The 24,991-nt window shown below is 66.5% G+C and carries 16 protein-coding genes and 6 tRNA genes; 13 read left to right on the top strand and 9 right to left on the bottom strand.

What is annotated here, in order from left to right; all coding sequences use genetic code 11:
• Window positions 1-33: 33 nt before the first annotated feature.
• The 5 genes from panC to metG form a co-directional block, all read right to left on the bottom strand.
• Window positions 34-873 carry a pantoate--beta-alanine ligase gene (panC, locus tag FVD38_RS10975; RefSeq protein WP_147934855.1) on the bottom strand — a complete coding sequence of 280 codons (840 nt, stop codon included), beginning with the start codon at window positions 871-873 and terminating at the stop codon, window positions 34-36.
• 27 nt (window positions 874-900) lie between these two features.
• Window positions 901-1,767 (bottom strand): segregation and condensation protein A, encoded by an 867-nt coding sequence (locus tag FVD38_RS10980; protein WP_147934856.1) that lies wholly within the window; start codon window positions 1,765-1,767, stop codon window positions 901-903.
• Between the two features lie 16 nt (window positions 1,768-1,783).
• A complete protein-coding gene (locus FVD38_RS10985; protein WP_147934857.1) occupies window positions 1,784-1,993 on the bottom strand; it encodes a DUF3460 family protein in 210 nt (69 codons plus the stop codon).
• A 76-nt stretch (window positions 1,994-2,069) separates the two neighbouring features.
• Window positions 2,070-3,386 (bottom strand): enoyl ACP reductase FabMG family protein, encoded by a 1,317-nt coding sequence (locus tag FVD38_RS10990; protein WP_147934858.1) that lies wholly within the window; start codon window positions 3,384-3,386, stop codon window positions 2,070-2,072.
• Window positions 3,387-3,549: 163 nt separating this feature from the next.
• Window positions 3,550-5,697 (bottom strand): methionine--tRNA ligase, encoded by a 2,148-nt coding sequence (metG, locus tag FVD38_RS10995; RefSeq protein WP_147934859.1) that lies wholly within the window; start codon window positions 5,695-5,697, stop codon window positions 3,550-3,552.
• A gap of 151 nt (window positions 5,698-5,848) precedes the next feature.
• On the opposite strand from metG, the gene apbC reads away from it, so the two are divergent.
• From apbC to FVD38_RS11050, 11 genes are all read left to right on the top strand, one after another.
• Complete coding sequence (gene apbC / locus FVD38_RS11000) at window positions 5,849-6,937, top strand: iron-sulfur cluster carrier protein ApbC (RefSeq protein WP_123068152.1); 1,089 nt, start codon at window positions 5,849-5,851, stop codon at window positions 6,935-6,937.
• Window positions 6,938-7,159: 222 nt separating this feature from the next.
• Complete coding sequence (locus FVD38_RS11005) at window positions 7,160-9,766, top strand: diguanylate cyclase (RefSeq protein ID WP_147934860.1); 2,607 nt, start codon at window positions 7,160-7,162, stop codon at window positions 9,764-9,766.
• On the top strand, window positions 9,756-11,129 hold the full coding sequence (locus FVD38_RS11010) for an aminotransferase class I/II-fold pyridoxal phosphate-dependent enzyme (RefSeq protein WP_147934861.1): 1,374 nt from the start codon (window positions 9,756-9,758) through the stop codon (window positions 11,127-11,129). The genes FVD38_RS11005 and FVD38_RS11010 overlap by 11 nt, the downstream gene beginning before the upstream one ends.
• Window positions 11,122-14,778 (top strand): AMP-binding protein, encoded by a 3,657-nt coding sequence (locus tag FVD38_RS11015; protein WP_229493589.1) that lies wholly within the window; start codon window positions 11,122-11,124, stop codon window positions 14,776-14,778. The genes FVD38_RS11010 and FVD38_RS11015 overlap by 8 nt, the downstream gene beginning before the upstream one ends.
• 63 nt (window positions 14,779-14,841) lie before the next feature.
• The gene (gene gltX / locus FVD38_RS11020) at window positions 14,842-16,233 is read left to right on the top strand and encodes a glutamate--tRNA ligase (protein ID WP_147934862.1); all 1,392 of its coding nucleotides are present in this window, start codon (window positions 14,842-14,844) and stop codon (window positions 16,231-16,233) included.
• A 241-nt stretch (window positions 16,234-16,474) separates the two neighbouring features.
• Window positions 16,475-16,550, top strand: a tRNA-Ala gene (locus FVD38_RS11025).
• Window positions 16,551-16,606: 56 nt separating this feature from the next.
• A tRNA-Glu gene (locus tag FVD38_RS11030) sits at window positions 16,607-16,682 on the top strand.
• A gap of 87 nt (window positions 16,683-16,769) precedes the next feature.
• Window positions 16,770-16,845, top strand: a tRNA-Ala gene (locus FVD38_RS11035).
• Between the two features lie 39 nt (window positions 16,846-16,884).
• Window positions 16,885-16,960: transfer RNA gene (locus FVD38_RS11040), tRNA-Glu, on the top strand.
• A 75-nt stretch (window positions 16,961-17,035) separates the two neighbouring features.
• Window positions 17,036-17,111: transfer RNA gene (locus FVD38_RS11045), tRNA-Glu, on the top strand.
• A gap of 121 nt (window positions 17,112-17,232) precedes the next feature.
• Window positions 17,233-17,308, top strand: a tRNA-Glu gene (locus FVD38_RS11050).
• Window positions 17,309-17,433: 125 nt separating this feature from the next.
• Here the strand turns inward: FVD38_RS11050 and FVD38_RS11055 are convergent.
• The 3 genes from FVD38_RS11055 to FVD38_RS11065 all read right to left on the bottom strand — a co-directional run bounded on the left by FVD38_RS11055 (window position 17,434) and on the right by FVD38_RS11065 (window position 20,700).
• On the bottom strand, window positions 17,434-19,338 hold the full coding sequence (locus tag FVD38_RS11055; protein ID WP_147934863.1) for a S8 family serine peptidase: 1,905 nt from the start codon (window positions 19,336-19,338) through the stop codon (window positions 17,434-17,436).
• Window positions 19,339-19,362: 24 nt separating this feature from the next.
• Window positions 19,363-19,617: a hypothetical protein gene (locus FVD38_RS11060; protein WP_147934864.1), complete on the bottom strand. Its 255-nt coding sequence runs from the start codon at window positions 19,615-19,617 to the stop codon at window positions 19,363-19,365.
• A 153-nt stretch (window positions 19,618-19,770) separates the two neighbouring features.
• Window positions 19,771-20,700: a hypothetical protein gene (locus tag FVD38_RS11065; protein WP_147934865.1), complete on the bottom strand. Its 930-nt coding sequence runs from the start codon at window positions 20,698-20,700 to the stop codon at window positions 19,771-19,773.
• A gap of 359 nt (window positions 20,701-21,059) precedes the next feature.
• Here FVD38_RS11065 and earP point away from each other — a divergent pair, with 359 nt between their 5' ends.
• Together earP and FVD38_RS11075 are read left to right on the top strand one after the other, a co-directional pair.
• The gene (gene earP, locus FVD38_RS11070) at window positions 21,060-22,235 is read left to right on the top strand and encodes an elongation factor P maturation arginine rhamnosyltransferase EarP (protein ID WP_147934866.1); all 1,176 of its coding nucleotides are present in this window, start codon (window positions 21,060-21,062) and stop codon (window positions 22,233-22,235) included.
• A gap of 107 nt (window positions 22,236-22,342) precedes the next feature.
• Entirely contained in the window at window positions 22,343-22,918 is a 576-nt protein-coding gene (locus FVD38_RS11075; RefSeq protein WP_123072262.1) for an elongation factor P, read from the top strand.
• Between the two features lie 98 nt (window positions 22,919-23,016).
• Here FVD38_RS11075 and ilvD read toward each other — a convergent pair whose 3' ends face one another.
• Entirely contained in the window at window positions 23,017-24,879 is a 1,863-nt protein-coding gene (gene ilvD / locus FVD38_RS11080; protein WP_147934867.1) for a dihydroxy-acid dehydratase, read from the bottom strand.
• Window positions 24,880-24,991 lie beyond the last annotated feature (112 nt).

The raw sequence follows: 24,991 nt of genomic DNA on the forward strand, positions 1-24,991 counted from the left end.
AACAGGAAATCAATCGTGCAGCATTAGCATGAATCAAATTTCCAGGTTATCGATCAGGCGGGTCGCGCCCAGCTTGGCCGCTGCCAGCACCACCAGCGGCTCGCCGCGTTCGAGATCGGCGCCATTCGGCGCCTGCAGGTCAATGCGCTTGCGCACCGAGACATAGTCCGGTTTCCAGCCGCGTTCGGCCAGGGCCGCCATCGCCCGCGCCTCGACGGCGCCAACGTCGCGCTCGCCGCTGCGGACGGTGTCGGCCACCGCGTTCAGCTCCCGGTACAGCACCGGCGCTTCGGCACGCTCGTCAGCCGACAAGTAACCGTTGCGTGAGGACAGGGCCAGGCCGTCGTCGGCGCGGAAGGTCTCGGCGCCGATGATCTCGGTCGGCAGGGCGAACTGGCGCGCCATATTCCGCACGATCATTAGCTGCTGGTAATCCTTCTTGCCGAACACGGCCACGCGCGGCTGCACGCACGAGAACAGCTTGGTCACGACGGTGCACACGCCCTCGAAGAAGCCGGGGCGGAATTCCCCTTCCAGCGTATTGCCCAGGTCGTCCGGCGGACGCACGCGGTATTCCTGCGGCTCGGGATACAAATCCTTCTCGGTCGGCGCGAACAGCACGTAGACGCCTTCCTTTTCCAGCTTGGCCACGTCTTCATGGAAGGTGCGCGGGTATTTGTCGAAATCCTCGTTGGGGCCGAACTGCAGGCGGTTGACGAAGATCGAGGCGACCACCGGGTCGCCGTGACGGCGCGCCAGGCGCATCAGCGACAGGTGGCCTTCATGCAGATTGCCCATTGTCGGCACGAAGGCAGTGCGCAGCTGGCCGCGCAACTGGTCGCGCAATTCGTCAATGGAAGAAATGATTTTCATGGGTGAACAAATGAGAATAAAACGGCATCAAGCCGGCGAATAGGCCAGGCGCACATAGATCGGCGCAAAAGGCTCGGCCTGGGTAATTTCGATCAGTGTTTCTTTCGCCAGTTCGAGCATGGCGACAAAGTGTACGACGACGATCGGCACCGTGTGCTGGCCCGCGAACAGGTCGCCGAACTCGACGAAGCGCTGCGATTGCAGGGTGCGCAGGATGGCCGACATATGCTCGCGCACCGACAGTTCCTGGCGCCCGATCCGGTGGTGCTGGGTCAGCTTGGCGCGGCGCAGCACGTCGAGCCAGGCGCGCTGCAAGTCCCAGGGATCGACGTCGGGCAGGGCCGTATTGATGCCCTGTTCCACGAACAGCTGCGGGCGCACGAAGTCCCGGCCTTCCTGGGGCACATTGCCCAGCGCGACGGCGGCAGATTTGATCTGTTCATAGTCCAGCAGGCGTCGCACCAGTTCGGCGCGCGGGTCGCCGACGTCCTCGACCAGGTCGTCCTGGCGCTTGGGCAGCAGCATGCGGGATTTGATCTCGATCAGCATCGCAGCCATCAACAGGTATTCCGCCGCCAACTCGAGGTTGCTCTTGCGGATTTGTTCCACGTACACCAGGTATTGCAGGGTTACCTGCGCCATCGGGATGTCGAGGATGTTGAAGTTCTGCTTGCGGATCAGGTAAAGCAGCAGGTCGAGCGGACCTTCGAAGGCGTCGAGGAAGATCTCGAGCGCGTCGGGCGGGATGTACAGGTCGTTCGGCAGGCGCGTCAGCGGTTCGCCATACAGGCGCGCGATCGCGGCGTCTTCCGGTGCGGATGGCGCGGCATGCTGGTCGTCCACGGCGGCTTGCAGAGGAATATCCTCTCCCTCGGCCGCCCCTTGGGGCATCATGCGCGCGCCTCCGTCCTCAGACCTTGCTCTGGTACGGATAGGCCTGCTGGCGCAGGCGCGATTCCTCGACGCGGGCCTGCTCGTCGAGCGAAACCGGTTCCTTGTCCCACAGCAGGGCGCGGCCGGCGACCTGGCCTGCGTCCAGGTGCGGATTCTGCTTCTTGAGCTCCGAGATGAACTTGGTGTGCTCGGATTCGTACATCACGTGTTTTTTCGAGAAGATCATGATTCGCTTAAGATAAATGACGGCTATGTGCCGGCGACGGGCAGATTCTTCTGCCACGCGCCGCCGGCGTCAAGTTTTACTTGTGCAAGGCGTTCAGCTGGCGGGCGATGATGTCGTGGTTGAGCCACAGTACCGGCGCGATTTTTTCCGACGCACCATGGAACATCAACGGGCCAGCGCCTTCCAGCACCAGGCTCGACAGGTGATCGGTGATCAGCGCTTTCTTGTCCTTGTGCAGGGCGGTGATGGCTTCCGAGGTGCCGATCATGACATCGGCCAGCGCCGGGGTATTGTCCATCGGCCAGGCTTCGAAATTGCGGAAGGTGGCGCTGGTCGCATCGTTATTGTACCTCTCGATGGTGTCGAGCAACTGTTGCAGCGAGGTATCGTCGCCCAGCAGCTCTTCACAGATGCGCCACTGCTCGTCGGCCCAGGCGCCGCCGCCTTCTTTTTTCAGCGCGCGCAGCAGCGGGAACAGCGACAGCTCGACGCCGACGAAGATATCGGACGAGTTGGTGCGGATTTCCGGGCAGTTGAACACGGTCGCGAAGGTGCCATTCTTCCAGGCTGCTTCGGCGATCGATTCCAGGCGCATCTTGGCGTAGCCCTGGGTGTAGTTGGTGTAGGTCTGCCACTGGTACTCGTCCCCGATCAGGATCTCGGTGCCGTGGTAGCCGTAGGCGGTGTAGCGCACTTCGCCGCCGGCCTGGGTCACGCGCTCGCGGATGGTGGCGGACGCATCGATCAGGTACTTGAGCGTGTTGGCCGAGACTTCGTCGAAGTTCATCAGGATCAGCTTGCCCAAGTCGCTGTCGAGCAGGGCGCGCGAGGACATGAAGCGCTCGCCGCGGCCTTTATAAATGCGGTTGGCAATGGCCAGGAAGGCCTTGATCTTCGGGATGCCGCCGGCCATCGTGTGGGCGAAGAAGACGTTGGCGCCCTGCGGCACCAGTTTGTCGATCTCGGCCATCACGGTCGCGGCCGAGCCGGTGAAGCGGGCCACGCCTGCTGCGCGGCAGCGCTCGATGCGTTCCCAGTCCAGCTTTTCTTCTTGCCAGTTCTTCAGGGTGATCCCGGACAGCATTTCGGTCGGGTTCTGTTCGCCTTCCGGAGCGTCCATGTCGAAGCCGGCCATCAGCGGCACGTTGATGATGCGGCCACCCAGTTTCTCTTCCGCTTCGGCCAGTTCTTCGTCGTTCAGCTGGCGCAGGGCGCCGCTGTCGTCGCGGCGGCCGACGGTGACGCCGACGATGGTCATGCCGGCGGCGCGCGCCTGGTCGATCAGGCCGTTGACATAGCCGCGGCCGAACAGTTCGCCGAACAGGACGAAGACGTCGCCCTTACGGAACACATTGGCTTCAGGGATATGGCGGAGAGGATTCAAATCGGTCATATTATTAGCTACCTATCAAAAGAGTTTGTGGCGGCGTTTTGTCATATTTAAAACATGGCATTGTACACACACGCCACACCCTCGGGAATGCTTCCCGAGGCTTGCATGAGGCCCCTCTACGACCGGCGTTGCCGGTGTCAGGATAGCCTCTTGCCTTGCGGATTTAACGGATGCGCATGCCTGGCGTCGCGCCCGGCATCGGGTCCAGCAGGTACAGGCCCGGGTTCGTTTTCTCGTCGGCTGCCGAGGCGCACAGTACCATGCCTTCGGACACGCCGAATTTCATCTTGCGCGGCGCCAGGTTGGCGACCAGCACGGTCAGCTTGCCGATCAGGTCTTCCGGCTGGTAGGCCGACTTGATGCCCGAGAACACATTGCGGTGACGGCCTTCGCCCACGTCCAGCGTCAGGCGCAGCAGCTTGCTCGAGCCTTCGACGTGTTCGCAGTTGACGATCTTCGCCACGCGCAGGTCGATCTTGGTGAAGTCGTCGATCGAGATTTCCGGGGCCAGGGCTTCGATGTCGCTGTCGCCGGCGGCTGCCGGGGCTTGCGCGGCCTCAACCTTTGCTGCCGGAGCGGGAACGGCGGCCACGGCCGGCTTGTCGAACAGGTTCTCGACCATCTTGGCATCGACGCGCTGCATCAGGTGGGCATAGGTGCCGATGGTGCGGCCGAGCATGGTTTCGTAAACGGCGGCGCCATGGGTGTCGGCCCAGCTCAGTTCTGCATCGCCCAGGAATTCGGCCACGCGCGTGGCCACGTTCGGCAGCACCGGCGCCAGCATGATGGTCAGCTGGCGGAACAGGATGAGGGCCGTGGTGCACACGTCGTGCAGTTCCGCGGTCTTGGTTTCGTCCTTGGCCAGCAGCCATGGCTTGTATTCGTCGACGTACTGGTTGATGACGTCGGCGATTTCCATGATCTCGCGCAGGGCGCGGCCGTATTCGCGCGCCTCGAAGGCGGCGGCGATGCTGGTCTGGCGCTCGGCGCCGTCCGCCATCAAGGCCTTGCAGATGGTGTCGCGGGCGGTCTGCGACAGGCTGTCGGCCAGCTTGCCGTCGAAGCGCTTGGCGATGAAACCGGCGCAGCGGCTGGCGATATTGACGTATTTGCCGATCAGGTCGCTATTCACGCGGGCCACGAAGTCGTCGCCATTGAAGTCCAGGTCTTCGACCCGGGCGTTGAGCTTGAAGGCCAGGTAGTAGCGCAGCCATTCCGGGTTCATGCCCAGTTCCAGGTAGCGCAGCGGGGAAATGCCGGTGCCGCGCGACTTGGACATCTTTTCGTTGTTCACGGTCAGGTGGCCGTGCACTGCGACCTTCAGCTTGTCGATAATCGGGTGGCCCGAGAAATTGAGCATGGCCGGCCAGAACAGCAGGTGGAAGGAGACGATATCCTTGCCGATGAAGTGCAGCTGCTCGGCGTCCGGGTCATTCAGGAAGGTGTCGAAATCCTGGCCCTGCTTGGCGAAGTAGTTTTTCAGGCTGGCCAGGTAGCCGACCGGCGCGTCCAGCCACACATAGAAGAATTTGCCCGGCGCATCTGGAATCGGGATGCCGAAGTAGGGCGCGTCGCGCGAGATGTCCCAGTCGGCCAGTTTCTCGCCTTCTTCTCCCAGCCATTCCGAGACCTTGTTGACCATCTCGGGCTGCAGGCGGCCCGGGGTGTTCAGCCATTCCTTCAGGAAGGTGAAGCAGCGCGGGTCGGACAGCTTGAAGAAATACTGCTCCGACGGTTTCAGCACCGGGGTCGAGCCGGTGAACACCGAGAACGGGTTGATCAGTTCGGTCGGCTGGTAGGCGGCGCCGCACACTTCGCAGTTGTCGCCATACTGGTCCTTGGCGTGACAGACCGGGCATTCGCCCTTGATGTTGCGGTCGGCCAGGAACATGCCCTTGGCGGTGTCGTAGAAGCGGTCGACGGTCTTGGTGACGATCAGGCCGGCATCGCGCAGCTTGCGGTAGATGCCCTGCGAGAGCTCGACGTTTTCCGGCGAATCGGTCGAATACCAGTTGTCGAAGGCGATGTGGAAGCCGTCCAGGTATTGCGGGCGGCCGGCGGCGATCTTGGCCACGAATTCCTGCGGCGTGATGCCTTCCTTCTCGGCCGCGATCATGATCGGCGTGCCGTGGGTATCGTCGGCGCAGACGAAATGCACCTCGCGCTGAGCACCGCTGTGCACGTTGCCTTCGCGCTGCATTCGCTGGAAGCGCACCCAGATGTCGGCCTGGATGTATTCCATCATGTGGCCGATATGGAAGGCAGCATTGGCGTAGGGCAGTGCGGTGGTGACGAACAGCTTGCGGGTCATGGTGTCGAAACGCTCGGGTTATATGAAAAGAAGCATTTTACCAGTGGATGGCCCTGCGCGCTCAGGGGGTATTGGCCGACTTTCGGCCCTTCGGACCAGCTTGCAGGCCGTTTTGCGCTACACTTCGCCCCAATATCATCCGGAGAGCACCATGAGCATCACTGAGAACGACGTCAAGACGGCTTTGTCGGAAGTCATCGATCCTAACACCCAAAAAGATTTCGTCACGACCAAGTCGGTCAAGAACATCAAGATCGAAGGCGGCCAGGTCAGCTTCGAGCTGGAACTGGGCTACCCGGCCGCCAGCCAGGTCGAAATGCTGCGCGGCATGGCCGCTGCCGCCGTGCTGGAACTGCCCGGCGTCGAAGGCGTCGCCATCCGCGCCTACAGCAAGATCGTGTCGCACACCGTTCAGCGCGGCATGAAGGTCATGCCTAACGTCAAGAACATCATCGCCGTCGCCTCGGGCAAGGGCGGTGTTGGTAAATCGACCACGGCCGTCAACCTGGCCCTGGCGCTGTCCGCCGAGGGCGCCAGCGTCGGCATCCTGGACGCCGACATCTACGGCCCGTCGCAGCCGATGATGCTGGGTGTCTCCGGCCGTCCGGTCAGCCACGACAACAAGAGCATGGAACCGTTGGAAAACCACGGCATCCAGGTGTCGTCGGTCGGCTTCATGATCGATCCGGACGAGCCGATGGTGTGGCGCGGCCCGATGGCCAGCGGCGCGCTGCAGCAGTTGCTGGAACAGACCAACTGGCGCGACCTTGATTACCTGATCGTCGACATGCCGCCAGGCACCGGCGACATCCAGCTGACGCTGTCGCAGAAAGTGCCGGTCACCGGCGCCGTGATCGTCACCACCCCGCAAGACATCGCCCTGCTCGACGCGCGCAAGGGCCTCAAGATGTTCGAGAAGGTCGGCATCCCGATCCTGGGCGTGGTCGAGAACATGAGCACCCATACCTGCACCAATTGCGGCCACACCGAAGCGATCTTCGGCCATGGCGGCGGCGAGAAGATGTGCGCCGACTTCGGCATCGACTTCCTGGGCGCGCTGCCGCTGACGATGGCGATCCGCGAACAGGCCGACGCCGGCCGTCCAACCGTGGTCGCCGATCCGGACGGCGCGGTGGCTGCCGTCTACAAGCAGATCGCGCGTAAAGTGGCGATCAAGATCGCCGAAAAGGCGAAGGACATGAGCAGCAAGTTCCCGAGCATCGTCGTCAAGAACGACTGATGTAAGCCGGGGCGTGAGCCCCGCGCTAATGCCTGCACCGACGCGCGCCCACACCTTGTTGTTGGCGCGCGTCATTCATTTCGCATCCCGAAACTGCGCTGTTCCGTCAGCATTTTCCTGCTGTCTATCTGTTTGAAAATAAAGTCATTAGGAAATTCCCTACCTACACTCTGACCTTGAGCGACCACCGCACAAGTGTGCAGAACAGGTATTGGGAATCACATGGACGACGACAGCACACAGCGGTGGAGCGGGCGCTACCTGGGCGTCGCGCAGCGCTTCATCCCCGCCGCGCTGCAGCAGGATGCGGCCCAGGCGGCGCGCGCCGCCAATGTGGTGAACGCGGCGGTGATGGCCGGCACCGCCGGGCCGCTGTATGCGCTCGCCTACTGGCTGCTGGGCCTGGAGACGGCGGCGGTCGAGATCCTGCTGTGCTGCGCGGTGATGCTGTCGGCCCCGCCCGTGCTGCGCCTGACCGGCAGCGTGGTCGCGGCGCGCGAAGTCTTCCTGTGCGCGCTGTTCTTCAACTTCAGTTGGCTCAGTTGGCACCTGGGCGGCATCGTCTCGCCCACCGTCAGCTGGCTGATCACGGGACCGGTGGTGGCGATGTTCCTGGGCGGGAAGCGCTGCGCCGGCGTGTGGCTGGCCATGAGCTGCGCCAGCGCCACCCTGATCTACCTGCTGGAGGCGAACGGCCTGGCCCAGCCGCTGGCGCCTGCTACCCACATGCCGCTGCTGCACCTGGTGTGCGACCTTGGCCTGTACGTCGTGGTGCTGGTGTTCGTGCTGCTGTTCGAGCTGACCAAGAACGACGGCTTCTCGCGCCTGCGCCAGGCGCTGGCCACGATCAACGAGCTGGCGATCCGCGACGAGCTGACCGGCATCCATAACCGCCGCTTCCTGCTCGACCTGGTGGAAAAAGAGAAGGAGCGCGCCGACCGCAATGGCAGCGAATTCTGCCTGTGCCTGTTCGACATCGATTTCTTCAAGCGCATCAACGACACCTATGGCCACGCGGCCGGCGACACCGTGCTGCGCGCCTTCGCCCGCACGGTGCAGGACCAGTTGCGCGCGCTCGACGCCTTCGGGCGCTATGGCGGCGAAGAGTTCCTCCTGATGTTGCCCGAGACGCCGGCGGCGAGCGCGATCGCGCTGGCCGAGCGGGTGCGCGGCGCGGTCGAGGGCCTGCGCTGCAGCGACGGCGAACGCACGATCACCTTGACGGTGTCGGCCGGCGTGGCCGAATACCGGCTGGGCGAAAAGGTGGCGCAAACCATCGTGCGCGCCGACCAGGCCCTGTACCTGGCCAAGTCGGGCGGCCGCAACCGGGTGCTATGCCATGGCGACGATGGCCCGGCCGAAGTCGCAAGAAGCCTGGCCGCGCCGGTCACTGACGCCCGTGCGCCGCTGGACGGCGCCGACGGCTTCCAGCGCGACCAGCTGACGGGCCTCCTGAACCGGCGCCTGCTGCGCGACCGCCTGCGCCATGCGATGGACCGCGCACGCCGCAACGGCCGCGTGGTGGCGCTGCTGCTGCTGAACATCAACCGCTTCAAGGAAGTCAACGACGCCCTCGGCTACGAGGCCGGCGACATCCTGCTGCACCAGGCCGGCGGCGCGATCCGGCGCTGCCTGCGCGACTGCGACACGGTGGCGCGCTGGGGCGGCGACGAATTCGTGGCCTTGCTGGAAGACCTGGGCGGCCAGCCCGACGCCCTGCTGGTGGCCGACAAGATCCTCGACCGCTTCACGGCGCCGTTGTCGGTCGCCGGCCGCGATTGCTACGTGACGCTGGCGGTAGGGATCGCGCTCTATCCGGCGCCGGACTGCGACCTCGACGCGCTGCTCAAGCGCGCCGACATCGCAATGCGCAGCGCCAAGGGCTGGGGCCAGAACATCGTGCGCGTGTATGCCGGCAGCGGCGCCGGCCCGGGCGCGGGCGACGGCGTCGCCAGCGTACTGCCCCCGCCGCAGAGCGAACGGCTGGCCCTGAAGAACGACTTGCGCGACGCCCTGGCCCAGGGCCAGCTGTTTATTGAATACCAGCCGCAGGTCGAGCTGCGCGAGCGGCGCGTGATCGGGGTCGAGGCGCTGCTGCGCTGGCAGCATCCGGTGTACGGCCGGATCGACCCGGGCCGCTTCATCCCCCTGGCCGAGGAGACGGGCATGATCGTCCCGATCGGCGAGTGGGTGCTGCGCTGCGCCTGCCTGCAGAACCGCGCCTGGCGCGCCGCCGGCCTGCCGGAGATAAAAACCGCGGTCAACCTGTCGGCGCGCCAGCTGCGCGAACCGGGCCTGGCCGCGCGCATGCTGGCCATCGTGGCCGAGACCGGGATGCCGCCCGCCTGCCTCGACCTCGAGATCACCGAAGGCATCCTGATCGAGGACCTGGCCGCCAACTGCGCCGTGATCAGCCAGTTGCGGCAGGCCGGCGTGCTGGTCTCGATCGACGATTTCGGCACCGGCTACTCGAGCCTGAACTACCTGTGCGAGCTGCCGGTGGATATCCTCAAGATGGATGGCCTGTTCGTGCGCCGCCTGGGCGCCGCCAGCGGCCGCGCGCGCGCCTATGCCGTCGCCGACAGCATCGTGGCGATGGCGCACCGGCTCGGTCTCTCGGTGATCGCCGAAGCGGTCGAGACGCCGGAACAGCTGGGCGACCTGTGCGCGATGGGTGTCGATGCCGCCCAGGGTTACCTGTTCGACCGGCCGCTGTCGCCCGAGCTGGTGGCGGCCTTGCTGGCGCGCCAGGCGCGCGAGTGCGCCGATGCCATGCTCCCGCCAACCCGTATTCTTGAATCCGTAGCCGGAGGACGCCGTGCAGAATGAATCGATTCCCTTCGACCCCGTGCGCGACCCGGCGGCCCTTGGCGCTTCCGGTGCCCTGGACGGTAACGTCGCCCAGTTCGCCCAGCCGCGCGGGCCCGACCTGCTGCGCCGCGGCGGCGCGCTCGACGCCTGGGTGGCGCTGCGTGCCCGCCACGGCGTCTGGCCCTACGGCCGGGTGCTGGTCGGTGCGCCCGGTCCGCTGGCGAGCGTGACCGAAGATGGCGCGCCGCCCGCGCGCGGCATCAATTTCGCGTCCCAGGATTACCTGTCGCTGGCCGCCCATCCAGCGGTGCACGAGGCAGCCCGGCGCGCGCTGCACGACGCCGGGCCGCACAGCGCCGGCTCGGCCGTCTTGCTGGGCAATACCCACCATTCGCAGGCGCTGGAAACCGCCCTCGGCGAGCTGCTGGGCCTGGACCAGCTGGTGCTGTTCCCGACCGGCTGGGCGGCGGCCTTCGGCGCGATCACGGCCCTGGTGCACGGCGCCGACCACGTGGTGATCGACGCCCTGGCCCACGCCTCGCTGCGCCAGGGCGCGGCCTGCGCCACCCGCAACGTGCTGGTGCACCGCCACCTCGACTGCGACCACGTGCGCGAGCTGCTGGCGCGGATCCGCGCGATGGATGCCGTCAACGGCATCCTGGTGGTGACCGAGGGCCTGTTCAGCATGGACGCGGACAGTCCCGACCTGCCGCTGCTGCAGCACCTGTGCCGCGAATACGGCGCGACCCTGCTGGTCGACGTGGCGCACGACCTGGGCGCGCTGGGGCCGGGTGGCGGCGGGGTGGTGGCCAGCCAGCGCATGCTGGGACGGATCGACATCGTGATGGGCAGCTTTTCCAAGACCTTCGCCACCAACGGCGGCTTCGTCGCCTGCGCCCACCAGGCGGCGCGGCGCCAGCTGCAGCTGTACGCCGGCCCGCACATGTTCTCGAACGCGCTGTCGCCGATGCAGGCGGCGGTGGCATTGGAAAGCCTGCGCATCGCCGCATCGGGCGAGGGCGACGGCCTGCGCGCCGACCTGCTGCGCAATGCGGTCGAGCTGCGCGCGCTGCTGGGCTGTTCGGGCCTGCATTGCCTGGGCGGCCCGTCGCCGATCGTGCCGGTGTGGACCGGCCAGGAAAGCGCGGCGCGGGTGGCCGGCATGCTGCTGGCGCGCGATGCGGTGTTCGTCAACCCGGTCGAGTTTCCCGGCGTGCCGCTCGGCGCGGCGCGGCTGCGGCTGCAGCTGATGGCCCAGCACACGCCGGCCCAGCTGCGGCGCGGGGCCAGCCTGGTCGCCAACGCCTGCGGCCGCGCCGGCGCCGGCGTGTTTGCCGGCAAGTCGCCGCGCCAGGCCTGCCAGGGGCGCTATCGTGGCTGAGAGCGAGCCGCTGCAGGCGGCGTTCGTCCTGCGCCAGCTGGAGCGCCACGCGCGCACCGCGCCCGAACGCACCGCCTTCACCTTCCTGCGCGAGGACGGGCGCGAGGAATCCCTCAGCAATGGCGAGCTGGCCGCGCGCGTCGATGTGCTGGCCGGTCAGCTGGCGCGCGAGGCCGCGCCGGGCGAGCGGGCATTGCTCCTGTATCCGCCCGGCCTGGCCTTCGTGATCGCGTTCTTCGCCTGCCTGCGCGCCGGCCTGGTGGCGGTGCCGGCCCCGCTGCCGCGCCGCAACGAAGGCGAGCGGCACCTGCGCGCGCTGCTGGTCGACGCCGATCCGGCGCTGGCGCTGGCCCTGCGCGAGGCGGCGGCCGGCCTGGCCTTCGTGATGGATGGAGGACGTACACGCCTGCTGTGCACCGACGGGCTGCAAGGAGTGCCGGCGCCACTACCGATGGTTGCGCCGGATGCGCTGGCCTTCATCCAGTACACCTCCGGCTCCACCACGGCGCCGCGCGGCGTCGAAGTCGGCCATGCCAGCCTGGCGGCCAACGTCGCCATGATCCGCGCCGCCTTCGGCTTCGATGCCGACAGCGTGATGGTGAGCTGGCTGCCGCCGTTCCACGACATGGGCCTGGTGGGCAGTATCGTCACGCCGGTCAGCGTGGGCTTTCGCTCGGTGCTGATGGCGCCGGCGACCTTCCTGCGCCAGCCGCAGCGCTGGCTGGAGGCGATCCACACCTACCGCGCCACCTGCGCCGGCGCCCCCGACTTCGCCTGGGACCTGTGCGCGCGCCGCGCCACGCCGGAGGACAAGGCCCGGCTCGACCTGTCCTGCCTGACCGTGGCCTACAACGGCGCCGAGCCGGTGCGCGCGGCCACCGTGCGCCGCCTGTTCGCGGCCTTCGCCGAGTGCGGGCTGCGTCCCGGCGCGATCTTTCCCTGCTACGGCCTGGCCGAGCACACCCTGCTGGCGGCGGGCGGTCCGCGCGGGCAGGCGCCGCGCATCTTCGAGCTCAGCCAGTCTCGGCTCGAGGCGGGCCAGGTGCGTGAGGCCGATCGCAGCGACCCCGATGCGCGCGAGCTGGTGAGCTGCGGCCCGCCGGCGCCGGGCGTGGAGCTGCTGGCGGTCGATCCGCACAGCTGCCGTCCGGCGGGCCCGGGCCGGGTCGGCGAGATCTGGCTGGCCGGCGCGGCGGTGGCGCGCGGCTACCGCAACGCGCCCTTCGTGGCGCAAGCCGCGTTCGAGGCGAGGCTGGCGGACGGCGCCGGGCCCTGGCTGCGCACCGGCGACCTGGGCTTCGTGCGCGACGGCGAGCTGTATATCACCGGGCGACTGAAAGACCTGGTGATCGTCAATGGCCGCAACATCTACCCGCAAGACGTCGAGATGCTGGTGGAAGAGGTGGCCGGCTTCCTGGAGCCGAACCGCTGCGCGGTGTTCGGCGTCGACGACGGCGGCCAGGAGCGGCTGGCGATCGTGCTGGAAGCCGATCGCCGCCTGGTGCGCATCGCCCGCCGCGGGCGCAGCGACGCCGCCAGCCTGGCCCAGCTCGACGCGCTGGTCGGGCGCATCCGCAGCGCCGTGGCCAGCCGCTTCGGCACCACGGTCGAACTGCTGGTGCTGGTGCGGCCCGGGTCCTTTCCGCGTACCAGCAGCGGCAAGGTGCAGCGCGCGCTGTGCCGCGCGCTGGCCGCGCGCGAGGAACTGGACGTGGTGTACGCGGCCCGTGAACTACATCCGCGCCGCCGCAGCAGCGACGCGCGCGACCTGGGCGCGGCCGAGCAAAGCCGGCGCACGGCGGGAGAAATGCGCGACTGGCTGCGGCGCTGGGCGCCGCGCCGGCTCGACTCGCGCCTGATGGACGAGCGCCGCACGATGCCGCCGCACGTCCTGCTCGACCTGGGCAATCACGGTTTTCTCGGCATGCAGGCGCCGGTCGCCCTGGGCGGCAAGGCACTGGCGACCGGCGACCTGCTGCGCCTGATGGAGCAGCTGGCCGCGATCGACCTGACCCTGGCGACGGCGGTCGGGGTGCACAACGGCCTGGGTTTGCGGCCGGTGCTGCGCTTCGCGCCCGAGCGCCTGCGCGCGGCGGTGGCCCCGCACCTGGCCGGTGGGCGCCAGCTGGCCGCGTTCGCGCTGACCGAGCCGGCGGCGGGCGCCAATCCGCTGGCGATGCGCACCCGCGCCCAGCGCTGTGCCGGCGGCTGGCGCCTGAACGGCGACAAGCACCTGATCGGCCTGGCCAACTGGGCCGGCTGGATCACGGTGGTGGCGCGCGCGCTCGACGAAGAGGGGATGGCGCTGGGGACGGTAGCGCTGTTGCTGCCGGACGACGCGCCGGGCCTCTGCCAGGAAGCCGAGGCGCTGACCATGGGCATGCGTGCCATGGTCCAGAACGCGCTGCGCTTCGACGACGTGTTCGTGCCCGATACCCACGTGCTGGGTCAGCCGGGCGCCGGGATGGAGGTGGCGCGCGACGCGATGGCCTTCGCCCGGCTCGGGATCGGCGCGCTGTGCGTGGGCGGCATGAAGCGCTGCGCCCAGCTGATGCTGCGCTATGCCAGCCGGCGCGAGGTGGCGGGCGGGCGCCTGCTCGAGCATCCGGTGACGCTGGCGCGCCTGGACGAGCTGACCGGCGCGATCGGCGCGCTCGAGGCGCTGGTGCGCGCGCTCGGCGCCCATGACGAACAAGGGGGAGTCCGTGGCGGCCAGGGCGGGCTGCCGCAGGAAGCCTGCATGGCCTGCAAGTGCGTGGCCTCGGAGCTGCTGTGGGAGGCGGCCGACATGCTGATGCAGCTGCTGGGCGGGCGCGGCTACCTGGAGCCGAACCTGGCGCCGCTGCTGATGCGCGATGCGCGCGTGATGCGCATCCTGGAGGGGCCGACCGAGGCGCTGTACGTGCACCTGGGCGCCGGCGCGCTGGACGGCGCTTGCCTGGCGTTCGCCGCGGACGTGCTGGACGCGCCCGACGTAGCGCAGCAGGCGCGCGCGGCGCTGCAGGCAGCCGGCGCGGCCTGCCCAAGCTATTTGGCCGGCGAACTGTGCGCCTGGACCCTACTGGTGGCCGCCTGCGGCGACGGCCAGGCCGCCCCCTGGGCGCGGCGCCGCTGGTCGGCGCTGCTGGCGCAACTGAAACAGGGCGGCGCGCCGTCGGCGCCCGCGACCCTGGCGGCGCGCATCGCCGCCTATGCCGAGGCGATCGGCACGCCGGAACAGGAGGCGGCCGATGAGGACCGCAGGCGCGATCCCTTGCTGGCGCCGGAGTGGATGCCCACGGCGGAGCCGGCGCCGGTACTGCCGCAGGCTCAGGCGAAGGGAGAGACGGAGGCGGAGGCGGACGATACTCGCGCGCTGGTGCGGCGCTGCCTGCTGTACGGCCTGGATGGCGGCGTCGAGACGCTGGGCGACGACCAGCCTTTCGCCGAGGTGGGACTGGATTCGCTGTCGGCGATGCCGGTGGCTTTGGCCCTCGAGCGCCAGACCGGGATGGCGATCAATGCCGAGATTTTGTATGAATACCAGACCGTGGCCCAGCTGGCCGCCTATCTCGATGCGCGCAGGGCGGCCGGGGCGGCGCAGGAAAGGGTGGCTCAGGAACGGGCGGCTCAGGAACGGGTGGCTCAGGGAGGGGCTGCGGGCGGCTGACCGATGCAGCCGGGGGCAGGGCAACGGGGTAGAATACGCTCTTTTACCTGATTGCTTTCTGCCATGACCGTCCGCACCCGATTCGCTCCCAGCCCGACCGGCTACCTCCACCTGGGCGGCGCCCGCACCGCGCTGTATTCCTGGGCCTATGCCCGCCACTTCGGCGGTACCTTCATCCTGCGCATCGAAGACACCGACCTCGAACGTTCGACGCCGGAAGCGGTGCAGGCGATCCTGGACGGCATGAAGTGGCTGGGCCTGGACCACGACGAAGGCCCGTTCTACCAGATGCAGCGCATGGACCGCTACCGCGAGGTGGTCAAGGGCATGCTGGACGCCGGCACCGCCTATCTGTGCTACTGCTCGCCGGACGAAGTCGAAGCGATGCGCGAGCGCATGCGCGCGGCCGGCGACAAGCCGCGCTACGACGGCACCTGGCGGCCGGAAGCCGGCAAGACCCTGCCGGCGGTGCCGGAAGGCGTCAAGCCGGTGGTGCGCTTCAAGAATCCGCTGGACGGCGAAGTGACCTGGACCGACGTGGTCAAGGGCCCGATCACGATCGGCAACAAGGAACTGGACGACCTGGTCATCGCGCGCCCGGACGGCACCCCGACCTATAACTTCTGCGTCGCGGTCGACGACTGGGACATGAAGATCACCCACGTGCTGCGCGGCGACGACCACGTGAACAACACCCCGCGCCAGATCAACATCCTGCGCGCGCTCGGCGCCGAGCTGCCGCAGTATGGCCACCTGCCGATGATCCTGGGCGCCGACGGCCAGAAGCTGTCCAAGCGCCACGGCGCGGTGAGCGTGATGGAATACCCGGAGCAGGGCTATCTGCCGGAAGCGATGCTGAACTACCTGGCGCGCCTGGGCTGGAGCCACGGCGACGATGAGATCTTCTCGATGGAGCAGTTCACCGAGTGGTTCAACCTGGAACACCTGACCGCATCGGCGGCCCAGTTCAACCCCGAAAAGCTGGGCTGGCTGAACAACCACTATATCAAGCAGACCGACAACGAGCGCCTTGCGCAGCTGGCGCAGCCGAAGCTGGAACGCGACGGCGCGCGCTTCGACGGCGCCCCGGCGCTGCCGACCGTGCTGGGCCTGATGAAGGAACGCGTCAACACGATCAACGAGCTGGCCGATGCGGCGATGCTGTTCTACCGCGATCCGCAGCCTGATCCGGAATTGCTGGCCCTGCACCTGACCGACGCCGTACGCGCCGCGCTGACCACCTTCGCCGAGCGCTCTGCCACCGTGGAGTGGAACAAGGCGGCGCTGGCGGCCATGCTGAAGGAAGTGCTGGCCGCGCACAGCCTCAAGATGCCGCAACTGGCCATGCCGCTGCGCCTGCTGTTGACGGGCCAGCTGCAGACGCCGGCGATCGATGCGGTGCTGGAGCTGTTCGGCCGTGATGTCGTGCTGGCGCGGGTACAGAAGGGCCTGTAACAAGGGCTGCAAGAAGGCGTAGGGTCGGCCTCGGCGGCCCCGCGCTCCGCCGCCGACGCGGTGATGGTTGGCAGCCAGATCATCCGGCACGATAGCGACGCCGATAACGATCGCCGCGTCGGCGGGAAGACCCGCCGACCCGACGCAAGAAAGAACGTTGAATGGCGCTGACCACAAACGCTAAAAACGGACTTTGCGAAATGCAAGGTCGTCCTATATAATGCTCGCACTTCAGCACTGCGGGGGTATAGCTCAGCTGGGAGAGCGCTTGCATGGCATGCAAGAGGTCAGCGGTTCGATCCCGCTTACCTCCACCAACTCTGAAGTGGCAGTAAGGTAGTAGAGTAGTAAAAGCAGTAATCGGTTGTTCCCGGTCCCCATCGTCTAGAGGCCTAGGACATCACCCTTTCACGGTGAGTACCGGGGTTCGAATCCCCGTGGGGACGCCAGGTAACTGGCAAGAATGACCGGATGAAGGCAGCGCAAGCGGCACTAGTCGAAGCAGTAGCAGTGTAGTAAAATGTTGTTTTCTCGTAGGGGGTATAGCTCAGCTGGGAGAGCGCTTGCATGGCATGCAAGAGGTCAGCGGTTCGATCCCGCTTACCTCCACCACGATGGAAAACAGCAGCAAGTAGTATCGGAGTTACTAGGGTCCCTATCGTCTAGAGGCCTAGGACATCACCCTTTCACGGTGAGTACCGGGGTTCGAATCCCCGTGGGGACGCCAAGAATATGGCAATGCGCCGCGCCAGCGGCGGCGCATGGTAAGGTAGTCGGTAGTTTAAGTTTTGTGCAGTTTTAGGTCCCCATCGTCTAGAGGCCTAGGACATCACCCTTTCACGGTGAGTACCGGGGTTCGAATCCCCGTGGGGACGCCAGCTTAAAACCGGAGTAGACCAACGCGAATACGCGGAGAGGTGCTCCGGTTTTTCTATTGTGCCGGCAGAAGTGTGTCCATTCGGGCAAAGTAGTAGTAGAGTAGTCGCAATACAGTTTTAGGTCCCCATCGTCTAGAGGCCTAGGACATCACCCTTTCACGGTGAGTACCGGGGTTCGAATCCCCGTGGGGACGCCATACAGATAGCCGGAGCCGGCCGCGAGAGCGGGGCTCCGGTTTTTCTTTGTGCGCTGCGTTCGTAGCACTGTGGACGCAATCCATGCCGGGCCGCATTCCCGGCCGCTGTCATCTTCTGAGCGGCATCACCACCCCGACGGTCGCAAGCCTCCGAATGGATATTGCATCGTTCCAGGCTGGCCGGCGCCACCGGTGCCTGGCGGTCCCATGCCCAGGCGGGCTCCGTCACCTGGTAGCCCAGCGAACATCCCAGCAGGAATGCCGAAACCGGCGGCCGCAGCTTGCCACGCCATGCCGGGCTGCGCCACGGGCAGGCCCAGCGCCACCAGGGCGTCCGGCAAGCCATAGCCGATCCGGTTCGGATCGCTCAGCGTGACGGGGCGTGCGCTCATCCGCAACACCTGGAACAGGCGCTCGACCCGTTCCGGCGAGCGCGGCAGCGACATCGACTGGAACTCGGGGCGGTGGGCCAGCACCAGGGCGGCAAGGCCGGTGACGTGGGGCGCCGCCATCGAGGTGCCGTCCCAGGCCGCGAAGTTGTTCGGGGGAACGGACGACACCACGGCCACGCCCGGAGCGCAGACGTCGACCTGCGGCCCGAAGCAGCTGAATTTCGCCGTAAAGAAACCCTGCATATCGCTGTCCGGGCTGAGGGTTTCTGCATGGTAGCTATCTGGCGGGAACTCGCCGATCTTGCCGATCGCCGCCACCGCCAGCACATGCGGCGACGAAGCCGGGTACTGGACGGCCGAGGACGAGTTGCCGGCCGCGGCGATGCAGGCGACGCCGGCCTGCTTGGCGCGCACGATCTGCCGTTCCAGCGCTTCGGACGGCGATCCGCCGCCCAGGCTCAGGTTGACGACGTCGATCCCCTGTTCGATGCAGTACTCGAGCGCATCGATCAACTGGCTGACCTGGCCGCCGGGGAACAGCTTGCAGACGTGGATCTCGGCCTCGGGCGCGAAGCCGCGTATGCCCCAGGCCGGATCGGCGGCGGCGATGACGCCGGCGCAGTGCGAGCCGTGCCCAAGCGTATCGACGTTCCAGGTGGAGCGGTCGACTTGTTTGTTGACGACGTCGAAGCCGGCATGGATCTGGCTGAGGTTGCCATGCGTGGTGGCGCCGCCGGAATCGATGACGGCGATCTTGACCCCGCGCCCCCTGAATTGCTGGGGTACCTGGTCGAGGCGCATGGCGCGCGCGCCCCAGCCCATGGCGCTCTGCTGCGGCATGCCCCGCAGCGCCGGCCAATCGGCCAGCGGGTGCAGCATGACGACATTGGCTTCGTCCAGGCTCAGGTCGGGGTCGCGCTGGTAGTGGCTCCAGTAATCGGTGCGCGGCTTGACGTACAGGCCGCTGATCGTGTGCGCGTCTTCGCCATACAGGCGCAGGTGGGCGACCCCGTCGGGGCCGGTAACCGCGGAGCTCGGCAGCGCACCGCCGAATAGCGAGACCTCGACGTCGGGTAGCGGCACGCCGTCCTTGCCGACCACGGCCAGCAGCAGCTCGGCCTGCGGTCCGCTGTAGGGCGTCAGCGAACTGACGAGGTCGGGGCGGCGCAGCATGGGGTCGAGCAATTCCAGATGCTGGTCGCGCTCGACCAGCAACTGGCCCTGCCCCCGCTGCAGCAGTTCGCCCGCCTTCTGGTCGGTCATGCGCGCCACCACCACGCCGTCCGCCGGTTCGCCCATGGCGGCCGGGCTGAATCCGGCCGGCGCCATGCCGCCGCGGGTGGCGATGGTGTCGACCACGTCGATGTCGGGCAGGGCGTGCAGGGCTTGCTGGACTGCCGACAGGCCCAGCGGCGCGACCCAGCTGCTGGTGCCGAAGGCGCCGGTGACCGCCGCGCGTGGCGCGACCAGGTATTTTTTCTTGCGCTCGGCGACCGGACGGCCGCGTGCGATGGTCGTGGCGCCATTGATGGCGCCTGCAGTGGCGGCGGACGCGCTGCGCTTGGCTCCTGCGCCGTCAGGAGTCGGGTTGGTCGTCTCCTGGGCTTCGCCGGCGGAGCCTTTCGTATGTTTTGGCATGGGATGTCCTTTGCCCGGGACCGCTCAGTCGGAGAGAGAGAGCGGCTGGTCCGGTTCGATCGTTAACTGGTGAAGAGTCTGTTGCCGCAGCCGTTCGGCGGTCGGCGCGTCGGTTTCGACGACGGCCGTGTGCGGCGGCCCGGAAGAGGGCCCGATAATGTCGACCAATTGCACGCTTGGTTCGGTGCCCAGAGTCGCGAGAAACTTGGCAAGTGCGTTGTCATCGTTGGCGGCGCGCACGATATAGCGGCCGAGCGTGGGAGGCAGGGATGCCGGCATGGCGGGGCTCCTGAATGCCAGCCTGCCGCTGGCTGGTGCCCGCGGCAGGCTGGCGCAATGTCGTTAGACAATAAGCGTTAGGCAATCAGCGTCAGACCGTCAGCGTCAGGCAATCAGCGTCAAGCCTTGCGCATCGAGCAGTCGGCAGCTGGTTCAATGCACGGTTTGCTGGCCGCCGTAAGGCAGCTGCTGGCCACCGTACGGCATTTGCTGGCCGCCGAACTGCTGCCCCAGTTGCTGCTGGCCGAACTGCTGCTGGCTGTAGGGATCGGCGCCGAGCGGCACGTAGCGGCCCAACTGGCTGGCGACATTGCCGATCGCCGCGCCCAGGCCCTGGTTGCCGAGCTGTTCGCCGATGAAGCCGCCGACCGGGCGAGCGTATTGGGTGATGGCATTGCTGAGCCAGCCTTGCGGGGCGATCTGGCCACCTTGCTGGCCGCCCTGCTGGGCGACTTGCTGCTGCAGCACGGCTTGGTGCTGCTGGATTTGCTGCAGCGCTTGATGCAACTGCTGTTGCAGCACTTGCAGTTGCTGCAGCTGGACCAGCGGCGACGATGCTTGCTGGCCTTGTTGCTGGCCCTGCGGCTCGGCCCCGAACGGCACGTAACGCCCGTAGCTGGAGCCTTCGCTGATGATATTGCCCAGGGTGCGGTTGCCGGTCAGATTGCCGATCAGGTTGCCGGCCGGCTTGCCGATCGTGCTGATCAGGTTGCCGAAGAAGCCGCCTTGCGGGGTCAGCTGGCCTTGCTGTTGCGGTTGCTGTTGCTGTTGCTGTTGCATCTGCTGAATCTGCTGCAATTGCTGGAGCTGCTGTAGTTGCTGCAGCTCTTGCAGCTGTTGCGGGTCCAGTTGTTGCCCGCCGAGGCCGCCCGACGGATCGGCCGACAACGGCGAAAAACGACCCAGGAAGCCGCCGGCCGTTTCGCCGATGCGGCCGCCCAGGCCGGAATTGTTGAACAGGCCGCCGATGCCGCGGCCGATCAGGCCACCCAATGGCGCGCCGAACATGCTGCCCAGCGATTGCGGTGCAAACTGTTGTGGTCCGAATTGTTGTGGGTAGCCTGCTTGTTGATACTCGTTCATGGTAACTCCTCCAGGTAGTCGGCCATATCGCGGCAGGCAGGAAGCGGGTTGGCGCCTGCCATGATCGGCCGTGTTCACATTGTTCGCGCCGCAAGGGAATGGCGCGAGGCGAAGGGCAGGAAGGGCCGCCATCGAGGCCGCCTTCCCTGCAGGTAGGCTGTTCGACCGGGCGTCGATGGCGAAGTTTTTGGCTCCTGGTGGTCGATGCGCACTTCCGTTTTGGTCATTGCGATAACGCAGACGCGCGCTAGAAACGCCCAAGTTTCTTCGCGGATTGCACTGTGCTCAGGGATATTTTGTCGGATGGCGTTAGAATGGCGACCCCTGCCACCGCTGCCTCACGGGCCCACTGTTTACCCATGTTCCAGAACGCTTCCGCGCCGTCGCTGGCCATCTTTTGCAAGGTCGTCGACAACTACGGCGACATCGGCATCTGCTGGCGCCTGGCGCGCCAGTTGCGCCACGAGCATGGGGTCGCGGTCACGCTGTGGGTGGACGACCTGGCGAGCTTTCGCCGCATCTGTCCGCAAGTCGATCCGGGTGCGGCGATGCAGGCGGTGCAGGGCGTCGCCGTACGGCACTGGGGCGGCCAGGACGGCGTCTATGGCGTGGAGGACATCCCCGACGTCGTCATCGAGTTCTTCGGCTGCGAGCTGCCGCCGTCGTGGGTCGAGGCGATGGCGGCGCGCACGCCGCGTCCGGCATGGATCAATTACGAAGGCTTGACCGCCGAAGAGTGGGTTGAAGGCTGCCACCGGCTGCCGTCGATGCATCCGCGGCTGAAGCTGACCAAGCATTTCTTCTTCCCTGGCTTTAACGAGCGCACCGGCGGCCTGCTGTGCGAATCAGGCCTCGGCGCACGCCGCCGCGCCTTCCAGCAGGATCCGGCCCAGGCCGCGGCGTTCCTCTCCCGCTTTGGGGTGGCGCCGGAAGAGGCGGCCTGGCGCAAGGTGTCGCTGTTCTGCTATCCCGAGGCGCCGGTCGATGCCTTGTTCGGGACCTGGCGCGAGGCGGCGCAGCCGACCCTGTGCCTGGTGCCCGAGAATGTGGCGCGCGCCCAGGTCGAAGCCTTCCTCGGGAGCGCAGCGGTGGCCGGCGCCAGCGCCACCCGCGGCGCCCTGACACTGAGGGTGCTGCCCTTCGTGCCGCAGGAAGACTACGACCTGCTGCTGTGGTCCTGCGACCTGAACTTCGTGCGCGGCGAGGATTCCTGGGTGCGCGCACAATGGGCGGGGCGCCCCTTCGTCTGGCACATCTATCCGCAGGATGAGCAACTGCACCACAAGAAGCTGCGCGCCTTCCTGCAGGCCTATGCGCAAGACTTGCCGGCGCTGGTTGCCTTCATGCTCGGCTGGAACGGGGCGCGCGAGGTCGGCGACTGGACGGCCGCCTGGACGGCGCTGGAAGCCGAGTTGCCGCGTATCGCGGAGCAGGCCGAAGCCTGGGGCGAACAGGTCACCGCGCATGGCGATTTGGCGACGAAGCTGCTCGATTTCGTGCGCGAGCTGGGGCAGGCGCAGGAAAACCGAGTATAATGCCCGGTTAGTTTCTAACGGATTCCGACGATCAAACGCAGGTTCCGAGGCTCTTAGTCACCAGCCCGCGATGATTTAATGCAACTATCTTTTTACGTAAAATACCTATGAAACCCGCAAAAGAAATTCGTGTTGGCAACATCATCATGGTTGATGAAAAGCCATTCATCGTGCTGCGTTCCGACGTCAACGGCTCGAGCCGCACCGGCTTCACCTACAAGTGGAAGATGAAGAATCTTCTGACCAACGCTCCGCTGGAAAACGTGTTCCGCGGCGACGACAAGTTCGACGTGGTCGTGCTGGACAAGAAGCCGGTCACCTACTCGTACTTCGCCGACCCGCTGTACGTGTTCATGGACGCCGACTACGAACAGTTCGAGATCGAAGAAGAGAACCTGGGCGACGCTCTGCACTACCTGAAAGACGGTATGGAATGCGAAGCCGTGTTCTATGACGGCAAGGCCATCTCGGTCGAACTGCCGACCATCATCGCTCGCCAGATCATTTACTCGGAGCCAGCAGTCAAGGGCAACACTTCGGGCAACGTCCTGAAAGAAGCCAAGCTGGAAAACGCGATCGAAGCCCATCAGCACACCATCATGGTGCCGCTGTTCGTGAGCCAGGACGACGTGATCGAGATCGACACCCGTACCAACGAATACAAGAAAGTCGTGCGTAACTAAGCACTGGCTGTTCATGAAAAAACGCTGCCTCGGCAGCGTTTTTTTTGCGCCCGGCAGGGCGCATCCCCGCGAAGGCGGGGACCCAAGTTCAGCAGACTTCAGCGTCGCAGTTGCGACAAATCCCGCACCGCCCCACGGTCGGCCGAGGTGGTCAGCGCCGCATACGCCTGCAGCGCCTGCGACACGTAACGCTCGCGCCCGACCGGCTGCCACGCATCCAGCCCACGCGCCTCCATCGCCGCCCGGCGGTGCGCCAGTTCCTCGGCAGTCACGCGCAGATTGATCGTGCGCGCCGGGATATCGATATCGATCATATCGCCTTCTTCCACCAGCCCGATGGCGCCGCCTTCCGCTGCCTCCGGCGAGGCGTGGCCGATCACCAGCCCTGACGAACCGCCCGAGAAACGCCCATCGGTGAACAGCGCGCAAGCCTTGCCCAGGCCCTTCGACTTGATGTACGAGGTCGGGTACAGCATCTCTTGCATGCCCGGCCCGCCTTTCGGGCCTTCGTAGCGGATGATGACGACGTCGCCCGCATGCACGGTGTCGCCCAGGATTGCTTCCACCGCCGCATCCTGGCTCTCGAACACGCGCGCCTTGCCGGAAAACTTGAGGATGCTTTCGTCCACGCCGGCGGTCTTGACGATGCAGCCCTTCTCGGCGATGTTCCCGTACAGGACCGCCAGGCCGCCGTCCTGCGAGTAGGCGTGCGCGCGGTCGCGGATGCAGCCGCTGGTGCGGTCCAGGTCGTTCTGTTCGTAGCGCTCCGATTGCGAGAACGCCACCTGGGTCGGCACGCCGCCTGGCGCTGCGCGGAACCAGCGGTGCACGTCGGCGTCGTCGCTGACCTTGATGTCGTATTTCTCGATCGCGGCGCCGATGCTGGGGCTGTGCACGGTCGGCAGCGAGGTGTCGAGCAGGCCGGCGCGCGCCAGCTCGCCCAGGATCGCAGGGATGCCGCCGGCGCGGTGCACGTCTTCGATGTGGAATTTGTCGGTCATCGGCGCCACCTTGCACAGGCAGGGCACCAGGCGCGAAATGCGGTCGATGTCGGCCATCGTGAACTCGACTTCGGCCTCGTGGGCGGCGGCCAGCAGGTGCAGCACGGTATTGGTCGAGCCGCCCATCGAGACGTCGAGCGCCATCGCGTTTTCGAACGCGGCCTTGGTGGCGATCGAGCGTGGCAGCACCGAGTAATCGTCGCCTTCGTAGTGGCGCTTGGCCGCGTCGACGATCAGGCGTCCCGCGCGCAGGAACAGTTCCTTGCGGTCGGCGTGGGTAGCGACGATGGTGCCGTTGCCCGGCAGGGACAGGCCGAGCGCCTCGGTGAGGCAGTTCATCGAATTGGCGGTGAACATGCCGGAACACGAGCCGCAGGTCGGACAGGCCGAACGTTCCACTTCCGCCACGTCGGCGTCGGACACGCTGGCGTCGCCGGCCTTGATCATGGCGTCGATCAGGTCGAGCTTGATCACCTTGCGCTCGTTGTTGACCACCTTGACCACCTTGCCGGCCTCCATCGGGCCGCCCGAGACAAACACGGTCGGGATGTTCAGGCGCATCGCCGCCATCAGCATGCCCGGCGTGATCTTGTCGCAGTTCGAGATGCACACCATGGCGTCGGCGCAGTGGGCATTGACCATGTACTCGACCGAGTCGGCGATCAGGTCGCGCGAAGGCAGCGAATACAGCATGCCGCCATGGCCCATGGCGATGCCGTCGTCGACCGCGATCGTGTTGAACTCCTTGGCCACGCCGCCGGACGCCTCGATCTCTCGCGCGACCAGCTGGCCCAGGTCTTTCAGGTGGACGTGGCCGGGCACGAACTGGGTGAAGGAATTGACGACGGCGATGATCGGCTTGTCGAAGTCGCCGTCCTTCATGCCGGTGGCGCGCCACAGCGCGCGGGCTCCGGCCATATTGCGGCCCTGGGTGGTGGTGTGCGAACGGTAGGTCGGCATGGATGCTCCTGCATATGCGAAAAACAATGATGGCATCAGGGTGAAGGCTGGGGCTGGATTTGTCCAATATATGATGGTGTGGCCTGTAAGTGGTTCTGCGTATCACAGAAGT

Source organism: Massilia arenae (assembly GCF_008014745.1).
GTDB classification, from domain to species: Bacteria; Pseudomonadota; Gammaproteobacteria; order Burkholderiales; family Burkholderiaceae_D; genus Telluria; species Telluria arenae.